Origin of the sequence: Falsiroseomonas oleicola (genome assembly GCF_019029495.1) — a bacterium.
GTDB classification, from domain to species: Bacteria; Pseudomonadota; Alphaproteobacteria; order Acetobacterales; family Acetobacteraceae; genus Falsiroseomonas; species Falsiroseomonas oleicola.
Window position 1 is genome coordinate 1,378,938 of record NZ_JAERQM010000001.1, and the last position, 17,132, is coordinate 1,396,069.

Annotated in this window: 20 protein-coding genes; 8 read left to right on the forward strand and 12 right to left on the reverse strand. The window is 70.4% G+C overall.

What is annotated here, in order from left to right; all coding sequences use genetic code 11:
- Positions 1 to 9 precede the first annotated feature (9 nt).
- The 6 genes from JJQ90_RS06630 to JJQ90_RS06655 are packed head-to-tail and all read right to left on the reverse strand — an operon-like array spanning position 10 to position 5,901.
- Positions 10 to 816 carry a sugar phosphate isomerase/epimerase family protein gene (locus JJQ90_RS06630; RefSeq protein WP_216873640.1) on the reverse strand — a complete coding sequence of 269 codons (807 nt, stop codon included), beginning with the start codon at positions 814 to 816 and terminating at the stop codon, positions 10 to 12.
- Positions 816 to 1,961, reverse strand: coding sequence for a dihydrodipicolinate synthase family protein (locus tag JJQ90_RS06635; protein ID WP_216873641.1), 1,146 nt, complete (start codon positions 1,959 to 1,961; stop codon positions 816 to 818). The genes JJQ90_RS06630 and JJQ90_RS06635 overlap by 1 nt, the downstream gene beginning before the upstream one ends.
- Before the next feature lie 2 nt (positions 1,962 to 1,963).
- Positions 1,964 to 3,118, reverse strand: a complete 1,155-nt coding sequence (locus tag JJQ90_RS06640) for a Gfo/Idh/MocA family protein (RefSeq protein WP_216873642.1) — start codon at positions 3,116 to 3,118, stop codon at positions 1,964 to 1,966.
- A gap of 16 nt (positions 3,119 to 3,134) precedes the next feature.
- Entirely contained in the window at positions 3,135 to 4,175 is a 1,041-nt protein-coding gene (locus tag JJQ90_RS06645; RefSeq protein ID WP_216873643.1) for a dihydrodipicolinate synthase family protein, read from the reverse strand.
- A 60-nt stretch (positions 4,176 to 4,235) separates the two neighbouring features.
- Complete coding sequence (locus tag JJQ90_RS06650) at positions 4,236 to 4,889, reverse strand: TetR/AcrR family transcriptional regulator (RefSeq protein WP_216873644.1); 654 nt, start codon at positions 4,887 to 4,889, stop codon at positions 4,236 to 4,238.
- Positions 4,876 to 5,901, reverse strand: coding sequence for an NAD-dependent epimerase/dehydratase family protein (locus JJQ90_RS06655; RefSeq protein WP_230410357.1), 1,026 nt, complete (start codon positions 5,899 to 5,901; stop codon positions 4,876 to 4,878). The genes JJQ90_RS06650 and JJQ90_RS06655 overlap by 14 nt, the downstream gene beginning before the upstream one ends.
- 108 nt (positions 5,902 to 6,009) lie before the next feature.
- Here JJQ90_RS06655 and JJQ90_RS06660 point away from each other — a divergent pair, with 108 nt between their 5' ends.
- On the forward strand, positions 6,010 to 6,951 hold the full coding sequence (locus tag JJQ90_RS06660; protein WP_216873645.1) for an SMP-30/gluconolactonase/LRE family protein: 942 nt from the start codon (positions 6,010 to 6,012) through the stop codon (positions 6,949 to 6,951).
- Between the two features lie 4 nt (positions 6,952 to 6,955).
- Entirely contained in the window at positions 6,956 to 7,183 is a 228-nt protein-coding gene (locus JJQ90_RS06665) for a hypothetical protein (protein ID WP_216873646.1), read from the forward strand.
- On the opposite strand, the gene JJQ90_RS06670 is transcribed toward JJQ90_RS06665, so the two are convergent.
- Positions 7,173 to 7,709, reverse strand: coding sequence for a hypothetical protein (locus tag JJQ90_RS06670; RefSeq protein WP_216873647.1), 537 nt, complete (start codon positions 7,707 to 7,709; stop codon positions 7,173 to 7,175). The two genes, JJQ90_RS06665 and JJQ90_RS06670, sit on opposite strands and share 11 nt — an antisense overlap.
- Between JJQ90_RS06670 and JJQ90_RS06675 the strand changes: the two genes are divergently transcribed.
- The 5 genes from JJQ90_RS06675 to JJQ90_RS06695 all read left to right on the forward strand — a co-directional run bounded on the left by JJQ90_RS06675 (position 7,708) and on the right by JJQ90_RS06695 (position 12,079).
- Positions 7,708 to 8,454, forward strand: a complete 747-nt coding sequence (locus JJQ90_RS06675; protein ID WP_216873648.1) for a hypothetical protein — start codon at positions 7,708 to 7,710, stop codon at positions 8,452 to 8,454. The genes JJQ90_RS06670 and JJQ90_RS06675 overlap by 2 nt on opposite strands.
- A gap of 53 nt (positions 8,455 to 8,507) precedes the next feature.
- Positions 8,508 to 10,532 (forward strand): DUF4139 domain-containing protein, encoded by a 2,025-nt coding sequence (locus JJQ90_RS06680; protein ID WP_216873649.1) that lies wholly within the window; start codon positions 8,508 to 8,510, stop codon positions 10,530 to 10,532.
- 78 nt (positions 10,533 to 10,610) lie between these two features.
- A complete protein-coding gene (locus JJQ90_RS06685; protein WP_216873650.1) occupies positions 10,611 to 11,171 on the forward strand; it encodes a TetR/AcrR family transcriptional regulator in 561 nt (186 codons plus the stop codon).
- A gap of 14 nt (positions 11,172 to 11,185) precedes the next feature.
- Positions 11,186 to 11,473 carry a YciI family protein gene (locus JJQ90_RS06690; protein WP_216873651.1) on the forward strand — a complete coding sequence of 96 codons (288 nt, stop codon included), beginning with the start codon at positions 11,186 to 11,188 and terminating at the stop codon, positions 11,471 to 11,473.
- A gap of 3 nt (positions 11,474 to 11,476) precedes the next feature.
- On the forward strand, positions 11,477 to 12,079 hold the full coding sequence (locus tag JJQ90_RS06695; protein WP_216873652.1) for a DNA-3-methyladenine glycosylase I: 603 nt from the start codon (positions 11,477 to 11,479) through the stop codon (positions 12,077 to 12,079).
- A gap of 9 nt (positions 12,080 to 12,088) precedes the next feature.
- Here JJQ90_RS06695 and JJQ90_RS06700 read toward each other — a convergent pair whose 3' ends face one another.
- The 5 genes from JJQ90_RS06700 to JJQ90_RS06720 form a co-directional block, all read right to left on the reverse strand.
- On the reverse strand, positions 12,089 to 12,481 hold the full coding sequence (locus JJQ90_RS06700; protein ID WP_216873653.1) for a type II toxin-antitoxin system VapC family toxin: 393 nt from the start codon (positions 12,479 to 12,481) through the stop codon (positions 12,089 to 12,091).
- Positions 12,478 to 12,753 (reverse strand): type II toxin-antitoxin system Phd/YefM family antitoxin, encoded by a 276-nt coding sequence (locus tag JJQ90_RS06705; RefSeq protein ID WP_216873654.1) that lies wholly within the window; start codon positions 12,751 to 12,753, stop codon positions 12,478 to 12,480. The genes JJQ90_RS06700 and JJQ90_RS06705 overlap by 4 nt, the downstream gene beginning before the upstream one ends.
- Positions 12,754 to 12,800: 47 nt before the next feature.
- Positions 12,801 to 13,415 (reverse strand): histidine kinase dimerization/phospho-acceptor domain-containing protein, encoded by a 615-nt coding sequence (locus JJQ90_RS06710; RefSeq protein WP_216873655.1) that lies wholly within the window; start codon positions 13,413 to 13,415, stop codon positions 12,801 to 12,803.
- A gap of 82 nt (positions 13,416 to 13,497) precedes the next feature.
- Complete coding sequence (locus tag JJQ90_RS06715) at positions 13,498 to 15,318, reverse strand: transglycosylase domain-containing protein (RefSeq protein ID WP_329959390.1); 1,821 nt, start codon at positions 15,316 to 15,318, stop codon at positions 13,498 to 13,500.
- 226 nt (positions 15,319 to 15,544) lie between these two features.
- The gene (locus tag JJQ90_RS06720; protein ID WP_216873657.1) at positions 15,545 to 16,477 is read right to left on the reverse strand and encodes a LysR family transcriptional regulator; all 933 of its coding nucleotides are present in this window, start codon (positions 16,475 to 16,477) and stop codon (positions 15,545 to 15,547) included.
- A gap of 153 nt (positions 16,478 to 16,630) precedes the next feature.
- On the opposite strand from JJQ90_RS06720, the gene JJQ90_RS06725 reads away from it, so the two are divergent.
- Positions 16,631 to 17,068, forward strand: coding sequence for a DoxX family protein (locus JJQ90_RS06725; RefSeq protein WP_216873658.1), 438 nt, complete (start codon positions 16,631 to 16,633; stop codon positions 17,066 to 17,068).
- Positions 17,069 to 17,132: the final 64 nt, after the last annotated feature.

Sequence of the window (17,132 nt, forward strand, 5' to 3'; positions counted from 1 at the left end):
TTTTGGCAGTCAGACGGCGGCGGCGTGGCGTTCCTTCAGCAGGGGCAGCACCTGTTCGGGGTCCTGCTGCCACCAATGCTTCGACAGGATCTCGACCTCGGCGAAGCTGCCATAGCCCTGGGCCTCGACCATTTGGCGGATGGCGGGGATGTCGATGCAGCCTTCGCCGGGGATGCCGCGGTCGAAGACGGTGTCGAGCGTCGGCACCTTCCAGTCGCAGACATGGAAGGCGGCGATGCGCGACCCGGCGCGCTGGATCTGCGCGGCAAGCTGCGGGTCCCACCAGACGTGATAGACATCCAGCGCGACGCCCATGCCCGCGCCGAACTCGTCACAGAGATCCAGCGCCTGGCCAAGCGTCGACAGCACCGAACGATCCGCGCAGGTCATCGGATGCAGCGGTTCCAGTGCGATGGTCACGCCGGCCGCGCGCGCCGCCGGCATGATCGCCGCCAGCCCATCGCGCACCATGGCCCGCGCACCCGGCAGGTCCTTCGACCCCGGCGGCAATCCGCCACAGACCATCACCAGGCAGGCGGCGCCAATCGTGTGCGCTTCGTCGATGGCCCGCAGATTGTCCTCGATGGCGGCGGCGCGGCCGGCGGCGTCGGCGGCCGGGAACATGCCGCCGCGGCACAATCCGCTGACAGCGAGGCCCGCATCGCGAATCTGCTTCGCGGCACGGTCAACGCCCATCGCCTGCAGCACATCACGCCAGGGCGAGATGCCCGGAATCCCGTGACGGGCGCAGCCCTCGATGCACTCGGAAAGACCCCACTTCTCCTTCACCGTGACGGTGTTGAGCGACATCTCCATCAGGCGGCACCATGCAGCGCGAGCAGGTTCCGCATGCGGGCGACCGCCATGTCCGGGTCGCGCAGCAGGCCCGCCTTGTCGGCGAGCCGGAACAGCTCGGAAAAATGGCGGATGCTGCGGGTGGATTGCTGGCCGCCGATCATGACGAAGTGGTCCTGGTGGCCGTTCAGCCAGGCCATGAAGACCACGCCCGTCTTGTAGAAGCGTGTCGGCGCCTTGAAGATGTGGCGCGACAGCGGGACGGTCGGCGCCAGGATGTCGTGGAAGGTCGAGAGGTCGTTCTTCGCGAGGCTGGCCAGCGCGCCACCCACCGCCGGGGCGATGGGATCGAAGATGCCGAGCAGCGCGTCGGAATAGCCCTGCTCGTCGCCCGCGATCAGCTCCGCGTAGTTGAAGTCGTCGCCGGTGTACATGCGCACGCCTTTCGGCAGGCGCCGGCGCATCGAGATCTCCTTCTTGTCGTCCAGCAGCGAGACTTTCACGCCATCGACTTTTTCCGCGTGGGCGTGGATGACCTTCAGCGCGGTCTCCATCGCGGCCATGTGGTCGTGATTGCCCCAGTAGCCTTCCAGCGCCGGGTCGAACATTTCGCCGAGCCAGTGGATGACGACCGGCTGCTTCACCTGGGACAGGATGCGGTCATAGACGCGCTCATAATCCGCCGGGGACTTTGCGGCTTTCGCCAAGGCGCGGGAGGCCATCAGGATGATGCGGCCGCCCATCGCCTCGACGGCCTCGCACTGCTCCTCATAGGCGCGGATCACGTCGTCCACGGTCACGTAGGGGCCGGGCGCCAAGTGGTCGGTGCCGGCACCGCTCGCCATCACTGCGCCGGGATGGTCCTGCATCGCGTCCAGCGAGCGGCGGATCAGCTCCTGCGCGGCAGTCCAATCCAGGCCCATGCCGCGCTGCGCCGTATCCATCGCCTCCGCCACGCCGAGGCCGAGCGACCACAGGTGCTTTCGGAAGGCGATGGTGCGGTCCCAGTCGATCTTCGCGTCGAGCCAGGGGTCCTGCTCGGCCAAGGTGTCCGCCACCACATGCGCGGCGGCGAGCGCCACGCGCGGGAAGGGCGGCGTCGCCTTCGGAAAGTCGCGCGGGCCCTTTAGAGAATAATCGCCCTCGGGAAGCTTGATCGTCGACATGGTCACACCTCCAGCTTCGGCAGGTCGACCCAGCGGCGCTCCGCCCAGCTCTGCAGGCCGGCCTCGGCAAGCTGCACGCCCTTTGCGCCCGCCAGCAGGTCCCAGGGATAGGTCGCGACTTCGCCGGCCAGGTATTTGAAGAACAGCTCCCACTGCACCCGGAAACCGTTGGGCATGGGCTCGGTGTCGGGGATTTCCTGCCAGCCTTCGAAGAAGTTGATCGGCTGCGGCGTGTCGGGGCTCCAGACCGGCTTCGGCGTGTTCACGCGCGACTGCGTCCAGCACTTCTGCAAGCCGGCCACGGCGCTGCCATGCGTGCCGTCCACCTGGAAGGTCACCAGGTCGTCGCGCCGCACGCGCGTCACCCAGCTGGAATTGATATGCGCGATCACGCCGCCTTCAAGCTGGAAAGTGGCATAGGCCGCATCGTCGGTATCGGCCGTATAGGCCTTCCCCTGCTCATCAATGCGCCGCTTGATATGCGTCGCGCCAAGGCAGGACACGCTCTCGACATTCCCGAAAAGGTTGTCGAGGACGTAGCGCCAGTGGCAGAGCATATCGAGGATCATGCCGCCGCCCTCGGCCTTCTTGTAGTTCCAGGACGGGCGCTGCGTCGGCTGAAGGTCGCCCTCGAAGACCCAGTAGCCGAACTCGCCCTTCACGCTGAGGATCTCGCCGAAAAAGCCGCTGTCGATGGCCATCTTCAGCTTGCGCAGCCCCGGCAGGAACAGCTTGTCCTGCACCACGCCGGCCTTGATGCCTTTCTCCTTGGCCAGCCGTGCGACGGCCATGGCTTCCGCGAGATTGTCCGAGGTCGGCTTCTCGCAATAGATGTCCTTGCCCGCGTTGATCGCCTTGGTCAGCAGGCCGGCGCGCATCTGGGTCGTGGCGGCGTCGAAGAACAGCGTGTCATTCGAATCGGCCAGGCAGGCATCGAGGTCGGTGGAAACCCGGGAAATGCCATGCGCCTTGGCCAGCGCCTCCAGCTTCTCCCGGTTGCGGCCGACCAGGATCGGGTCGGGCATCACGCGGTCGCCATTCGCCAGCTTCACGCCGCCATCCTTGCGGATCGCCGCGATGGAGCGGATCAGGTGCTGGTTCATGCCCATGCGCCCGGTGACGCCGTTCATGATGAGGCCGATGCGACGTTCCGCCATTTTTTTCAAATCTCCTTCAGGAGAGCCAGGTGTTGAGGTTCGCGCGGACGAAGTCGTCGTCCGTCAGATGCGGGTAGCGTTGCGCCACCGCGGTCAGCAGTTCGGACTGCCCCGGCGAAAGCCCCTCATTCGGGTCGAGGCACCAGATGCCTTCCAGCAGGCCAGCCCGGAAAAGAATTTCGTGGCAGCCGGCGATGACGCCGTGGAAGTCATGTGCCACGTCGAAGACGGCGGCGTTCATCTCCGTCACCTGCGCATCCAGCGCCAGCAATTCGGGCGTGGCATCGGCGCCGCGGCAGCGCGCATGCAGATCGACCGCCGCCTTGGTCCAGACGCTCCAATGCCCGAGCAGCCCGCCCAGGATGCGCAGCGGCTTTTCCGCGCCGGCCAATGCGAAAGGCGTCAGCAGGTCGCCGACGATATGGTCGTCATTGCCGGTGTAGAGCGAAATGCGATCGACCGCCCCGGCTTCGAGCACACCTCGCAGGACGTCCAGCGTGGCGTAGCGGTTGAAGGGCGCCATCTTGATGGCGACCACATTCTCGATCGCGGCGAAACGCTTCCAGAAGCGCATCGGCAGCGGCAGGCCGCCCACGGCCGGTTGCAGGTAGAAGCCGAAGACCGGCATCTCCGCCGCCACCGCCTGGCAATGGGCGATGACCTCATCCTCCGAGGCGCCCTTCCAGGCGGCGAGGCTGAGCAGCACGGCGTGGTAGCCGAGGCCGCGGGCGATCCGCGCCTCCCGCACCGCCTGTTCCGTGCGGCCGATGGCGCCCGCGACCAGGATCGGCGCGTCGTCCCGCTCGCTCGCCGCCTCCGCCGCCAGCGACAGGACGTGCTGGAACAGCCCGACCTGGCGGATGGCGAATTGGGTGGTGTGGACGCCGACGGCGAGGCCCCCCGCCCCGGCCGCCAGGTAGTAGCGGCCCAGCGCCCGCTGCCGCAGCGGGTCCAGCTCCCGCCGCGCATTCAGCGCCAGCGGCTGTGCCGGAATGGCGCAGCCGGCCCGCAGCCGCGCGAGGACGTTCTCGGGCCAATCCTGCCAGCGCAGACCCACGGATTTTCCTCCCCGAAACCAGTAACCAGACGGTTACTTTGTCGCGGGCGGGCGATCAGGTCAAGGCCGCAGATAGCCCAGCACCACCTCCGCGATATGCGCCTCCCGCGCCGCGATCGCGGCCTCGGTGTCCAGCGCGGCGCCGAAGATGGTGGACAGGGTGTGGCGATTGGCGACGTAGAAATGCCCCAGCGCCAGGATGGAGATGTAGAGCTGCATGGCATCCACCCCCGACCGGAAGACCCCGGCGGCGGCGCCGCGCTCCAGCACCGTGGTCAGCGCCCGCAGCATCGGGGAATACAGCGCCGGCACATGGTCCGACCGGCGTAGATAGGCGGCGCGGTGCAGGTTTTCCTGGTTCAGCAGGGCGACGAATTCGGGGTGGCGGCTGGTGTAGCGCAGGTTGAAGGCCACCAGCCGCGCCATCGCCTCCAGCGGCGGCAGGCTGTCCACCGACAGCTCCCGCTCCTCCTCCCGCTTGGCGGCATAGGCGCCTTCCAGCACCGTCAGCCACAGCTCCTCCTTGCTGCCGAAATAGGCGTAGAGCATGCGCTTGTTGGCGCCGGCCCGGGCCGCGATCTCATCCACCCGGCTGCCGGCCATGCCCTTCTCGGCGAATTCCACCAGCGCCGCGTCCAGGATGCGCTGGCGCGTTGCCTTGGCGCGGGCGGAGAGCTGGTCTTCCGCGCGGATCGCGGGGCTAGAAGCGGCCATCCCGCACCTCGAACTTGGTCGCCTTGCCCAGCGCCCGCCCGCCGCCCGCCACCCAATCCGCCACCCAGTCGATCAGCACCAGCAGCGGCACGCGAGGGTAACCGAACTGCGCAAAGGCACGGGCGGCGTTGGAGAGCAGGGCGTTGGGCGCCTCGCTGCCGGCGAATTCCGGGGTGCGGTCCATGCGCGCGCCAAGCTGTTCGGCCAGCCAGCGGATGGAGACGGTCTCCGGCCCCGTCGCATTCAGGATCGGGCAGGTGGCATCGGCGCGGGAAAGCGCGCGCAGCGTCCAGGCATTGGCATCGCCCTGCCAGATGACATTGGCCTGCCCCATGGCCAGCGGCACCGGCGTGCCGGCCAGGACCTTGGTGGCGATGTCGTGCAGCACGCCGTAGCGCAGGTCGATGGCGTAGTTCAGGCGGATGCCGAAGCAGCGCGTGCCGCGCGTGGCGGCGGCGTGCTGGAAGGCGCGTTCGCGGCCGAGGCAGCTCGCGGCGTAGTCGCCGATGGGGGCCGGCGGCGTCGCCTCATCCGGCATCGGCCCGTTCACCGGCAGCATCGGCAGCACATTGCCGGTGGAGAAGAACACGATTCGCGAGGCCGCCCAGCGCGCCGCGACGCGGGCCGGAAGCTGGACATTCATCGCCCAGGTCAGCGCCTCATTCCCCGTGGAGCCGAATTTCATCGCCGCCATGAAGACCACATTTTCCGAGTTCGGCAGCGCCGCCAAAGCCGCATCGTCCATCAGGTCGGCGGCCAGGCATTCGATGCCCCAGGATTCCATGCGTTCCCGCAGCCCGGCCTCCGACCAACGCGCCACGGCGATGACGCGCCGCGCCGGGTCGGCCCGCTTCGCCAGCCGGCACAGCGTCGGCCCCATCTTGCCGGCGGCGCCGAGCACCAGGATGTCGCCCGGCACCTGGGCAAGATCGGCGATCAGCGCCGGGTCGGGGCGCGACATCACCTCCTCCAGCATCGCTTCATCGGCGATACGGCGCGGCAGCTCGGTCATGGTTTCCATCCCGTCCATATCGGGCCAGCATGGCGGCTGGCCGCGTGAAGTAGCATGGCCGCCAGCCCGCCCGGCGCCAAGACCGCCGGCCATAGGAGGAATGACGCGATGACCTGGCAGGAAAGCCTGCGCTACCCGGACCCCGCCATCCGCACCCTGGACCCGGCCTTCAACAAGCTGCGCCTGCCGCTGAGCTCCGTGGAGCGGCTCTGGACCGGCAGCCGCTGGGGGGAAGGGCCGGTCTGGCTCGGCGACCAGCGCTGCCTGCTGTGGTCGGACATCCCCAACAACCGCGTGCTGCGCTGGGATGAGGAGACGGGCGCCGTCACCCATTTCCGCAAGCCCTCGGGCAATGCCAATGGCCATACGCGGGACCGCCAGGGCCGCATCGTCGCCTGCGAGCATGGCGGGCGGCGCGTCATCCGCATCGAATATGACGGCGCCATCACCGTCATCGCCGACCAGTTCGAGGGCAAGCGGCTGAACAGCCCGAACGACGTGGTGGTGAAGTCGGATGGCAGCATCTGGTTCACCGACCCGCCCTTCGGCATCGGCGGATTCTATGAGGGCGAGCGCCACACCCCCGAACTGCCGCACACCAACGTCTACCGGGTGGATGGCCAATCGGGCGAGATCACGCTGGTCGCCGACGATGTCGACCACCCGAACGGCCTCGCCTTCAGCCCGGACGAATCCATTCTCTATGTCATCGAGAGCCGGTCGGAGCCGCGCAATATCCTCGCCTATGACTGCGACGGCACCCGCCTGAGCAATCGCCGCGTCTTCGTCAAATGCGCCACCGGCGAGACGCCGGACGGCTTCCGGGTGGATGTGGACGGCAACCTCTGGTGCGGCTGGGGCATGGGCGGGCCGGGGATGGATGGGGTGAAGGTGTTCAACGCCGCTGGCACCGCCATCGGCTTCATCGACCTGCCGGAACGCTGCGCCAATGTCTGCTTCGGTGGCAGGCACCGGAACCGGCTGTTCATGGCGGCGGCGCATTCGCTCTACAGCCTTTATGTGAATACGCAGGGCGCGGCCGGGGGCTGACACGATGCGGGTGCTGGTCTTCCTGCTGACGGCGATGGGCCTGGCGCTGGCCGGCACCGGCCTGGTGGCGCTGTTCAGCCGGGCCACGGGCTGGGAGATCCGCACCCGCCCGACCGGCGCCAGTCCGGGGCTGACCGTGCCGACCGATCTGGACTTCGCCCTGATCTTCACCGGGATCGGGCTGGCCCTGCTGGGCCTCGCCTGGCTGCTGCGGCGGCGCGCTACGCCTTGATCCAGGCGGCGGGCCACTCCCACAGCTCCTCCACCACCTGGCCCGCCGCCAGCACCGACCAGGGCGGCTCCGGCAGGTGGAAATTCGCGCGGATCACCAGTTCCTGGCCGTCCTGCTCGGCGCGATAGGGGTATTCGACATCCGTCGTCGGCTGCCATTGGATCGGCAAAGCGTGCCGCGCCGCGGCGGCCCGCGCCCGCCAGGATCGCACCGCCTCCAGGAAGGCGGGGCGGTCCAGCTCGTCCAGGTCCACCGCGCCTTCGCGCAATCGGGTGAACAGGCTGTAGCTCGGCAGGAAGGCGCCGGAGCTGGGATGCATCGCCAGCACCGCCCGCCCGCCATCGGGCAGCCGCCATTGCATCACCGGGCGGTCGGCGAGGGTGAAGAAGCGCTCCGGCGCGCCTTCGGGCAGTGATGACGGGGCGGACATGGCGCCAGCCTGCCGCGCCGACGCCGCGCCCGGCAAGCCGCGCGACATGCCGCGCAACACATGCGCAAGAACCGGCTGATAGGCTGCGCCCCGCATGCAGATGTCGCATATCCTGGCCGCCGCCACTTTGCTGGCCGCCATCCTGTATCTCGGCGCGATCCACCGCGCCGCCGCGCGGGCCAGGCGCCGCCATCACCAGGGCGAGGCGCGGCATGTCGCCGCCCGCATCTTCCCGCCGCATCACCAGCCCGGCGAGGCGCGGCGGTTCTGGCTGTGGCTGGGCGGGCTGGCCATCGACCAGCCGCGCGCCCTGCCCTTCCTGGCCGCCATCCTGGCCGGTGGCGCCACGCTGCTGCTGGCGCTGGACCCGATCCTGGACGATCCGATCCTCTGGGGCCGCCTGCTGCCCCCCGCCTGGCGCGCGGCCCTGCCGGACTGGCTGAAGCTCGCCTGGGCGGTCGGCGTGCTCGGGCTGGTGCTGGGCCACGCTTTGTGGATCTTCCTGCGCGCCCCGCGCCATCTCAGCCGCCACTGGCTGCTGTTGCATCCCGATGGCGCCATCACCGCCCTTGGCGCCGAGCTGCCGCGCATCGACCCGACACGGCCCCGCCGCTGCGAGGAAGGCATCACCAGCCGCCTTCAGCCGGATCGCCGGGCGGAGGGTGCGGTGCTGGAACAGGATGGCGTGGTGATCGGCTTCGTCGCCAACCCCCATACCCCCCGCGCCGGCAGCCTGCGCCCGCTGGCCGTCACGCCGCCCGAATGGTGGCGTGTGGAGCTGGAGCCGGAGTCCGACACCGTCCTCACCTTCCTGCGACGGCACCATCCTCCGGCTGGCTGACGCATTCCCGCCCGCTTTGCCCCCCAAGCTGCGGCCCAAAGAGGAAACCCGCCATGACCCTCCGCCAAAGCCTCGCCGCCCTGCTGCTCGCCAGCACGACCCTGACCCCCGCCTGGGCCGCCGAATTGCCGGTGCGCGGCGTCACCCTCTCCTCCACCGGGCTGGCGCAGATCGAGCGGGCGGGCCGCGTCGCGCCGGATGACCCCTCCGCGCTGTTCCGCGTGCCGCTGGCCGATGTGGACGACATCCTGCGCTCCCTGGTCGTCGCCGACCCGGCCGGGCGGGTGGAGGGGCTGCGCCTGCCGGCCCAGGACATGGCCGCCGAGGCTTTTCGGGGCCTGCCCGTGCGGCCCGAGGATTTCGCGAGTCGCGCCACCCTGCTGAACGCCCTGCGCGGCCAGCGCGTCGCGGTGGGGGAGACGGAGGGCCGCATCACCGAAGCCTCCGAGGGCAAGGAGGAAATGCGCCTCACCCTCCTCACCCCCACCGGCCTGCGCAGCCTGACATTGCGGGAGGCGCAGGAGGTGCGGCTGCTGGATGCGGCGCTGGCCGCCCGGCTGGTCCGCGCGGCGGAGGCGCTGGCCGAGACCAGCAGCGCCGATACCCGCCAGATCGCCATCGCGCTGCGCCCCGGCGCCGCCAGCGCGCGGGAGGTTGCGCTGAGCTATGTCGCCGGCGCACCGCTGTGGAAACCATCCTGGCGCATCGCCGTGCCGGAACATGGTGCGGCGGCGGAGGCGCGGCTGATGGGCTGGGCGGTGGTGGAAAATCACAGCGGCGCGGATTGGGACGGCATCCGCCTGTCCCTGGTCTCCGGCGAGGCCGCGGCCTTCCGCCAGGCGCTGTATTCGCCCGTGCTGCTGCCGCGCCGCGAATTGCCCATCCTCGGCAGCGGGCCGGTGGAGGCGGAGGCCGATAGCGGCGCCCGGCCGGTGCCGCCACCCCCGCCTGCCGGTGCGGCGCCCAGCTTCGCCGCCCGCGCCATGGCGGCAGCGCCCCTGCCCGCCCCGGCCCCGATCGCGGAAGCCGCGCCGGCGGTGGCGCAGGCGGTGGCCGCCGCCTCGCTCGGCCGCGTCGCCTTCACCCTGGCCGACCCGGTGACGATCCCGGCGGGGCAGACGGCCAACCTGCCCTTCCTCGATGCGCGGCTGCCGGCGGAACGGGTCTGGTGGGTACAGGGCCTGGGCGGGCGGCACCCCCTGCAGGCGGTGCGGCTGCGCAACACCACGCCGCATGCTTTGCCGCCCGGCCTCGCCACCATCTATGGCAGCGGCGGGGCGGAGGCCGGCGGCTTCCTCGGCGATGCGGAGCTGCGCGGCCTGCCGCCGGGGCAGGAACGGCTGCTGGCCTTCGCGCGGGACCAGGGCGTGCAATACACGGTGGCCCAGCGCAGCGCGGCCCAGCCCAGCGCCGTGGCGCTGCGGCGCGGCGTGGTGCAGGCGACGCTGCGCGTCGTGCAATCCGTGACCTTCGCCGTGGATGGCGGCGGCGCGCGCGGCCGCATGCTGCTGGACCTGCCGGCACGGCGCGGCGAGACGCCGCGCTTCACCCCCGTGGCGGAGGGCGATTTCGGGGTTCGCGTCGAGGCCCGGCTGGAAGGCACGCCCGCCACCTTCACCTGGGAATGGGAGCGCAGCCAGATGCAGCCGATCCCGCTCTGGGACGCCTCCCTGGCCGAGCCCCTGCCGCCGGTCTGGCGCGACCTGACGCTGGACCGCGACATCGCCCGCCTGCCCGGCGGCACCGACCGGCTGCAGGCGCTGCGGAGCCTGCTGGAACGCCTGCCCGCCGAGGCCGCCGGCCGCGCCGACCTCGCCGCGCTGATCGCGGATTTCACCGCCGCCCGCGAAGCGATGGACCGCTTCCGCGAGGCCGCCCGCAGCCACGCCGCAGCGGAGGCCGCGCTGGCCCGCGCCCGCCGCGCGGTGGAGGATCGCACCGGGCCGGCGCGGGAACAGGCGCGCCAGGCGCTGAACGCCGCCAGCCTCGCCGCCAGCCGCAGCGGGGCGGAGGCCGACGGCGCCTGGACCGCCTGGCGCAACCAGGCGCAGGCGGTGGTGACGCGCGGTGGCAACTGAGGCTTGACGTGATTTGGACGTTTGTCCTAGAAGACGATTAGGACAAACGTCCAACTCCTTTCAAGGCGGCAGAGGACCATGGGCGGCGCGATCACCCGCGAACAGATCGTCGAGGCCGCCGACCGGCTGTTCTACGCCCAGGGCTACGATCCCACCTCCTTCGCCGATATCGCCGCCGCGCTGCGCATCTCGCGCGGCAATTTCTATTATCATTTCAAGACCAAGGACGAGATCCTGGCGGCTGTGATCGCGCTGCGGCTGGACCGCACGCAGGCCATGCTGGCGGGGTGGGAGGCGGCGGGCAGCGACCCCGCCGGGCGCATCCGCGGCTTCATCCGGATGCTGGTGGCGAACCGCGCGCCGATCATGCGCCATGGCTGCCCGGTCGGCACGCTCTGCGGCGAGCTGGCAAAGCTCGACCACCCGGCGCGGGACCAGGCGAATGCGGTGATGGCGCTGTTCCGCGACTGGCTGGCGCGGCAATTCACCGCTCTTGGACGGGAGGCGGAGGCGGAGGCGCTGGCCCTGCACCTGCTCGCCCGCAGCCAGGGCGTGGCGACGTTGGCCAATGCCTTCCGCGACGAGGACTTCATCCGGCGCGAGGTCGCGGCGATGGAAGCCTGGCTGGACGCTCAATGACGAGGAGAGCCGAGATGTTCATCGTGCTGCTGCGCTTCGGCGCGAATCGTGCGGCGGCGCCGCGTTTCATGGAGGGCCACCGCGCCTGGCTCGACCAGGGCCATGCCGAGGGCATCTTTCTGCTGAGCGGATCGCTGCAACCCGCCGCCGGAGGTGCCATCCTGGCCCATGGCCTGTCCCGGGACGCGCTGGACGACCGGCTGCGGCAGGACCCTTTCGTCGCGGAGGGCGTCGTGGAGGCCGAGATCATCGCCATCACCCCCGGCCGCGCCGATCCGCGGCTCGCCTTCCTGGCGGGTTGAGCGATGAGCACGCTCCCCGGCCCCGATGGCCATCACCGCTGCCGCTGGTGCCTCTCCACGCCCGACTACATCGCCTATCACGACACGGAATGGGGCTTTCCAGTCGCCGATGAGCGCCGGCTGTTCGAGAAGCTGTGCCTGGAGGGATTCCAGTCCGGCCTGAGCTGGCGGACCATCCTGGCCAAGCGCGACAATTTCCGGGCGGCCTTCGCCAATTTCGAGGCCGACCGCATCGCGGATTTCACCGCGGCGGATGTCGAACGCCTGCTCGGCGATGCCGGCATCGTGCGGCATCGCGGCAAGATCGAGGCCGTCATCAACAATGCGAAGCGGCTGCGGGAACTGGTGCGCCAGGAAGGCTCGCTGGCTGCCCATGTCTGGCGCTTCGAGCCTTCGCCGGATGATCTTCCACCCTACGGCGCGGCCACTTCCCCGGCCTCCATCGCCCTGTCGAAGGACCTGAAGAAGCGCGGCTGGGCCTTCGTCGGCCCGACCACGGTGCATGCCTTCCTGCAGGCCATGGGGCTGATCAACGACCATGCCGAGGGCTGCGTCATCCGCGAGCAGGCGGCGCAGGCACGGACGGTGTTTCAGCGGCCGCGATAGCGAAAGAGATCAATCCGAACAGGTGATCCGCCGCACCGGATAGCGACTGCTGTTGCGATCCTCGGAAACGAAGGTCGCGTCTTCCACCATGGCCTGCGCGATCAGCAGATGGCCGAAGGGATCGCGGTGATCCGGATGCGCGCGCAGGCCGAGCAGCGCGTCCAGATGCGCGGGGCTGATCTCCAGTCGCGTGAAGCCCTGCCGCGCGATGGCGTCCTCGATCTCCCCGATATCGGCCTCCAGCTTCCCGATACGTATCTTCACGACGAGCTCCCAGAGCGATGCCACGCTGACCAGCACGTCATTGCCAGGGTTCGCGATCAGCTCTCGCGCCTGTCCGCCCAGCCTGCCGTCATCGCCCAGCCACCAGAGCAGCGCATGGGTGTCGAGGAGAAGTCTCAACCTTCCTCCGCTTCCATCGCCGCGAGCACATCCAATGGCAGCACATCGAAATCAGCAGCCATGCGGATTTTTCCGCGCAGCGCGCCAGGTTGCCGGGGCGGCCGCGCCGGCGCCGAGGGCGGGTGGATCTCGGCCAGGACCTCGTCATGCGAGGTGATGATGAACGAACTGCCCTGCCGCGCCTGCCGCAGGAACCCAGCCATGTTCCCCCGGAACTCGCGTACGCCAAGTCGCCGCGGCGGAGGCCTGTCGTTCTGCTCCGGCCCGGGCATGGCTTCTCTCCGATGCGACCACAATATGTGTACGCAAAGGGTCTGCCTCACGCAAGAACGGCGCGGCTCTGCTCCTTGGCCCAGACCATCACGCATCCATCCGCCTGCGGCTCCAGCCGCAGGCAGCCCCCGCGCAGCAGGTCCAGCACCGCCTCTGCCACCCCGCCCGGCAGGGTCAGCGCCAGCGTCATCTCGCCGGGCGCTTCGCGCAGTTCCAGGATCAGCTTCGTGCCCGGCGGCAGCCGCCCCGCCGCCTCCTGCGCCAAGGTGAGCAGGCCGAGTTCCAGCGCCGCGCGGTCCATCCGCACCTCCGTCAGGCTGTCCGGCGCGGTGAGTTCGGCCCCCAGCCGGGCGCCCAGCGCCACGCGCAGCAAAGGCACCATCTGCCGCAAGACCAAGGCGGGCGCGGCGCGCGCCTCATCCACCACCTCCCGCCGCGCGGCGTCGAGGAAGCCGCGGATCGTCTCCTCCAGCCGCCGGCCGGCCTGCGCGGCGCGGTCGAGCTGCCGCTGCGGCGCGCCCTCCGTCACGCTGCGCGCCAGCAGGTCGAGGTTGGAGGCCAGCACCATCATGGCGTTGTTGATCTCGTGCTGCACGGCGGGTGCCAGGCTCCGCAGCCGGTCCTGTCGCTGTCTCTCCGGCGTCGGCGCCTCATCGGACATGCCGGATCTCCCTCATCGCGTGCCGTGAACCTATCCGCATTCACCGCAACGGATCATGCCGAATCGCAGTATGCGGCAGAAGCTATTGCGGAAGCGCTTCCAGGATGTCGCGGAACAGCCGCGCCGGCAGGGTGCCGCCGCGCACATCGGCCATCGGCGTCGCGTCATCATTGCCCAGCCAGACGCCCATCACCAGGGCGCCGCCGGACATGCCGCGCGGCGCCGGGGTCAGGCCGATGAACCAGGCATCCCGGAAATCCTGCGTCGTGCCGGTCTTGCCGGCGACCGCCCGGAAGCCCGGCGGCTGCGCGGCGCGGCCGGTGCCGCGCGCCACCACCGATTCCAGCATGCCGCGCAGCGCCGCGGCGCGTTCCGGCGTCGTCACGCGCAGCAGCGTCGGCCGCCCGGCCGGCACCGCCTGGCCGTCCGCCCGCGCCGTCACCAGCCCGCGCGGCTCCGGCAACAGCCCGCCATTGGCGAAGGGGGCGAAGGCGGCGACCAGGTCGATCAGCGTCACCTCCCCGGTGCCGAGCGCCAGCGTCGCATCCCGGGGGAAGGGGCCAGGCAGGCCGAAGCGCTGCGCCACCTCCGTCACTGTCCGTGCCCCACCACCGCGTGCCAGCACCCGCACCGCCGCGGTATTGACGGAATGGGCCAGCGCCTCCTCCAGCGTGATCTGGCCCTGCGCCCGCCAGCCGCCATTGCCGGGGCGCCAGCCGCCGAGATTGATCGGCGCGTCGGAGACCGTGTCCTCCGGTGTCATGCCGGCCTCCAGCGCCGCCAGGAAGACGAAGGGCTTGAAGGCGGAACCCGGCTGCCGGCGCGCCTGGGTCGCGCGGTTGAACTGGCTGGTGCGGTAGTCCCGGCCGCCGGCCATGGCGCGCACCAGCCCGGTCTCCGCCTCCATCACCACCACCGCCCCCTGGCCGACACCGGCCCGCGCGCCGGGGCCGGACAGCAGCGCCTCCAGCCGCGCTTCCACCACCGCCTGCACGCGGAGATCCAGCGAGGTGCGCAGCACGAGGTCGGCATTGCCGGGGAAGCGCGCGATGACATCGTCCAGCGCCCAATCGGCGAACCAGCCCGAGTCGCGGGACGGGCGCGTGGCGAGGCGGATGCTCTCCGCCGCCAGCGTCGCCTCTCGCTGCGTGATGCTGCCGACATCCACCATCGCCGCCAGCACCTCCGCCGCCCGGCCCGCCGCGGCATCCGGCGCGGTGCGGGGATTGAGGCGCGACGGCGCCTTGGGCAGGCCGGCGAGGATGGCGGATTGCCACAGGTTCAGCCGCGTCGCCGGAATGCCGAAATAGAGCCGCGCGGCGGCATCGACGCCAAAGGCACCACCGCCGAGATAGACGCGGTTCAGGTAGATCTCCAGCAACTCGTCCTTGCTGAAATGCCATTCCAGCCACAGCGCCATGACGGCTTCCTGCGCCTTGCGCCGGAAGCTGCGCTCCGGCGTCAGGAACAGATTCTTTGCGAGTTGCTGCGTCAGCGTCGATCCGCCCTGGGAAATCTGGCCGCTGGACCAGTTCACCCAGGCGGCGCGAGCGATGCCGATGGGGTCGATACCGTAGTGCTGGCGGAAGCGGCGATCCTCGATCGCCAGCAGCGCGGCGGGCAGATGCGCCGGCAAGGCGCGCAGCCGCACGACCTCCCCATGCACATCGCCGGAGGTGGCGATGACGGCGCCGTTGGAGGCTTCCAGAGTCACGCCCGCGCGGCGGGTCTGGCTGAGCGCGATATCGGTGCGCGGCAGGTCCCAGGTCAGCACCAGCAGCGCCGCACCGAGCGCCAGCGCGCCCCAGATGCTGAGCAGGAACAGCCGGCGCAGCCAGCGCAGCGGGGAGCGCCGCCGCGGCGCCTCCGGCCGCGACGGGGCGGCGGCACGGGGCGGCTCCACGCGCGGCACGATTCGAGGTGCGACTCGCGGGGTGGTGCGTGGGCGGGCGGGGCGGGCCATCGGCGGCACGCTTAGCGCAAAACGGCTGCCATGAAACGCAAAACCGGGCGCCGAAGCCGTTGATTCCCATGCCCGCCGGAAGCTGCTTCTGCAGCAGCACCAGGTCCAGCCAGCGGTCGAACCCGCGGCCAGGAGGCGGGCAGACCCGCGTCGGTCGCCTCCACGATCACGCCCCGACCCCTGGCACCGGCCCCACCTCCCGCGCCACCGCCAGCAGGGAACGGCGCAGCCAGGCATGGCCGGGATCGGCCTCGAAGCGGCGATGGAAGATCATGGACAGGCGGGTGTGCTTGAACTCCACCGGGCAGGGCCGCAGCGCCAGGCCGTAGGTTTCCGCCATGCGCTGCGCCAGCCGCGCCGAGAGCGACATCACCATGTCGGTCCGCGCCAGGATCTCCGGCACCGCGCCCAAATGCGCCACCACGGCGCCGAGCCTGCGCGGAAACCCCGCCTCCCGCAACGGCCCGTCCAGCGCGCCGTCGCGGGAGCCGTTCGGCGAATGCAGCAGATGCGGGAAGGCGGTGAAGCGTTCCAGGGTCAAAGGGCCTTCCGCCAGCGGATGGCCGGCGCGGACCAAGGTCAGAAAATTCTCGGGCAGCAGGCGCACGCGGGTGTAGAGCGCCGGCGGGTCCGGCAGCACGGCCACGGCCAGCTCCGCCTCCCCCTTCGCCAGCAGGTCCAGCGCATTGGTGCGGTCGGCATGGCGCACGGCGAGCAAGGCGCGCGGCGCTTCCTGGTGCATCTGTTCCAGCAGCGGCGGCACCAGCACGCTCTCGGCATATTCGGACAGGGACACGGTGAAGACGCGATCCGTCGTCGCCGGGTCGAAGGGGGCATGGTCGGCGAGGGTCGTGCGCAGCCGGTCCAGCACCTCCGCCACCGGCCCGGCCAGCGACAGGGCCAGCGCCGTAGGCTCCACCCCGCCGGGGCGGCGCAGGAACAGCTCGTCATTCAGCGCGGCGCGCAGCCGGGCCAGGGCGTTGGAGACGGCGGGCTGGGAGAGATTCAGCTTCTCCGCCGCATGGGTCACATGACGCTCACGCGCCACCGCGTCGAAAACGCGCAGGAGATTCAGGTCGAGGGTCTGCAGGTCAGCCAAGGTGGGGCATCCCGGAGGTGAAGCACCGAAGGCGCATCATTTGTGGTGGTGATGATGGCTGTTCCATCCCTGTGTTGGAAGGAACGCCGCTTTCGCGACCATAACCGCGCCAGAACGGGACGCGGATGCGGCCCAGCCATCGGAGATACGGATATGAACCTCGATACACGCGCCACCACCCCCTATGCCGCGCTGCTGCTGCGCGTGAGCATGGGTGTCCTGTTCCTGGCCCATGGCCTGCTGCTGAAGATCATGACCTTCGGCTTCGCCGGCACGATGGGCTTCTTCGGCTCCCTCGGCTTCCCGCCGGTGCTCGGCGCCGTGGTGGCGGTGGCGGAGACGCTGGCCGGCATCGCGCTGATCCTCGGCATCTGGGTGCGGCCGGTGAGCCTGCTGCTGCTGCCGATCATGATCGGCGCCACGCTGCAGCATCTCGGCGCCGGCTGGATGTTCAGCAATGCCGGCGGCGGCTGGGAATTCCCGGCCTTCTGGACCGTGCTGCTGCTGGTGCAGGCCGGCCTCGGCGCCGGGGCGCATGCGGTGGATCTGGGCCGGCTGACCGGCCGTGGCGCCGAGGTGGCGCGGGCCTGACTTTTCGGTCCTGATTTTTCGGGCTGGCGAAGCCGCCGCGGGCCAATCCGCGGCGGCTTTCGCA

Bases quoted from the DNA above. Each gene is read 5' to 3' on its own strand.
- JJQ90_RS06640 (WP_216873642.1), bottom strand. From the start codon at position 3,118: ATGGCGGAACGTCGCATCGGCCTCATCATGAACGGCGTCACCGGGCGC.
- JJQ90_RS06650 (WP_216873644.1), bottom strand. From the start codon at position 4,889: ATGGCCGCTTCTAGCCCCGCGATCCGCGCGGAAGACCAGCTCTCCGCC.
- JJQ90_RS06680 (WP_216873649.1), top strand. From the start codon at position 8,508: ATGACCCTCCGCCAAAGCCTCGCCGCCCTGCTGCTCGCCAGCACGACC.
- JJQ90_RS06660 (WP_216873645.1), top strand. From the start codon at position 6,010: ATGACCTGGCAGGAAAGCCTGCGCTACCCGGACCCCGCCATCCGCACC.
- JJQ90_RS06705 (WP_216873654.1), bottom strand. From the start codon at position 12,753: ATGCCCGGGCCGGAGCAGAACGACAGGCCTCCGCCGCGGCGACTTGGC.
- JJQ90_RS06665 (WP_216873646.1), top strand. From the start codon at position 6,956: ATGCGGGTGCTGGTCTTCCTGCTGACGGCGATGGGCCTGGCGCTGGCC.
- JJQ90_RS06725 (WP_216873658.1), top strand. From the start codon at position 16,631: ATGAACCTCGATACACGCGCCACCACCCCCTATGCCGCGCTGCTGCTG.
- JJQ90_RS06685 (WP_216873650.1), top strand. From the start codon at position 10,611: ATGGGCGGCGCGATCACCCGCGAACAGATCGTCGAGGCCGCCGACCGG.
- JJQ90_RS06675 (WP_216873648.1), top strand. From the start codon at position 7,708: ATGCAGATGTCGCATATCCTGGCCGCCGCCACTTTGCTGGCCGCCATC.
- JJQ90_RS06655 (WP_230410357.1), bottom strand. From the start codon at position 5,901: ATGACCGAGCTGCCGCGCCGTATCGCCGATGAAGCGATGCTGGAGGAG.
- JJQ90_RS06635 (WP_216873641.1), bottom strand. From the start codon at position 1,961: ATGTCGACGATCAAGCTTCCCGAGGGCGATTATTCTCTAAAGGGCCCG.
- JJQ90_RS06630 (WP_216873640.1), bottom strand. From the start codon at position 816: ATGGAGATGTCGCTCAACACCGTCACGGTGAAGGAGAAGTGGGGTCTT.
- JJQ90_RS06710 (WP_216873655.1), bottom strand. From the start codon at position 13,415: ATGTCCGATGAGGCGCCGACGCCGGAGAGACAGCGACAGGACCGGCTG.
- JJQ90_RS06690 (WP_216873651.1), top strand. From the start codon at position 11,186: ATGTTCATCGTGCTGCTGCGCTTCGGCGCGAATCGTGCGGCGGCGCCG.
- JJQ90_RS06670 (WP_216873647.1), bottom strand. From the start codon at position 7,709: ATGCGGGGCGCAGCCTATCAGCCGGTTCTTGCGCATGTGTTGCGCGGC.
- JJQ90_RS06695 (WP_216873652.1), top strand. From the start codon at position 11,477: ATGAGCACGCTCCCCGGCCCCGATGGCCATCACCGCTGCCGCTGGTGC.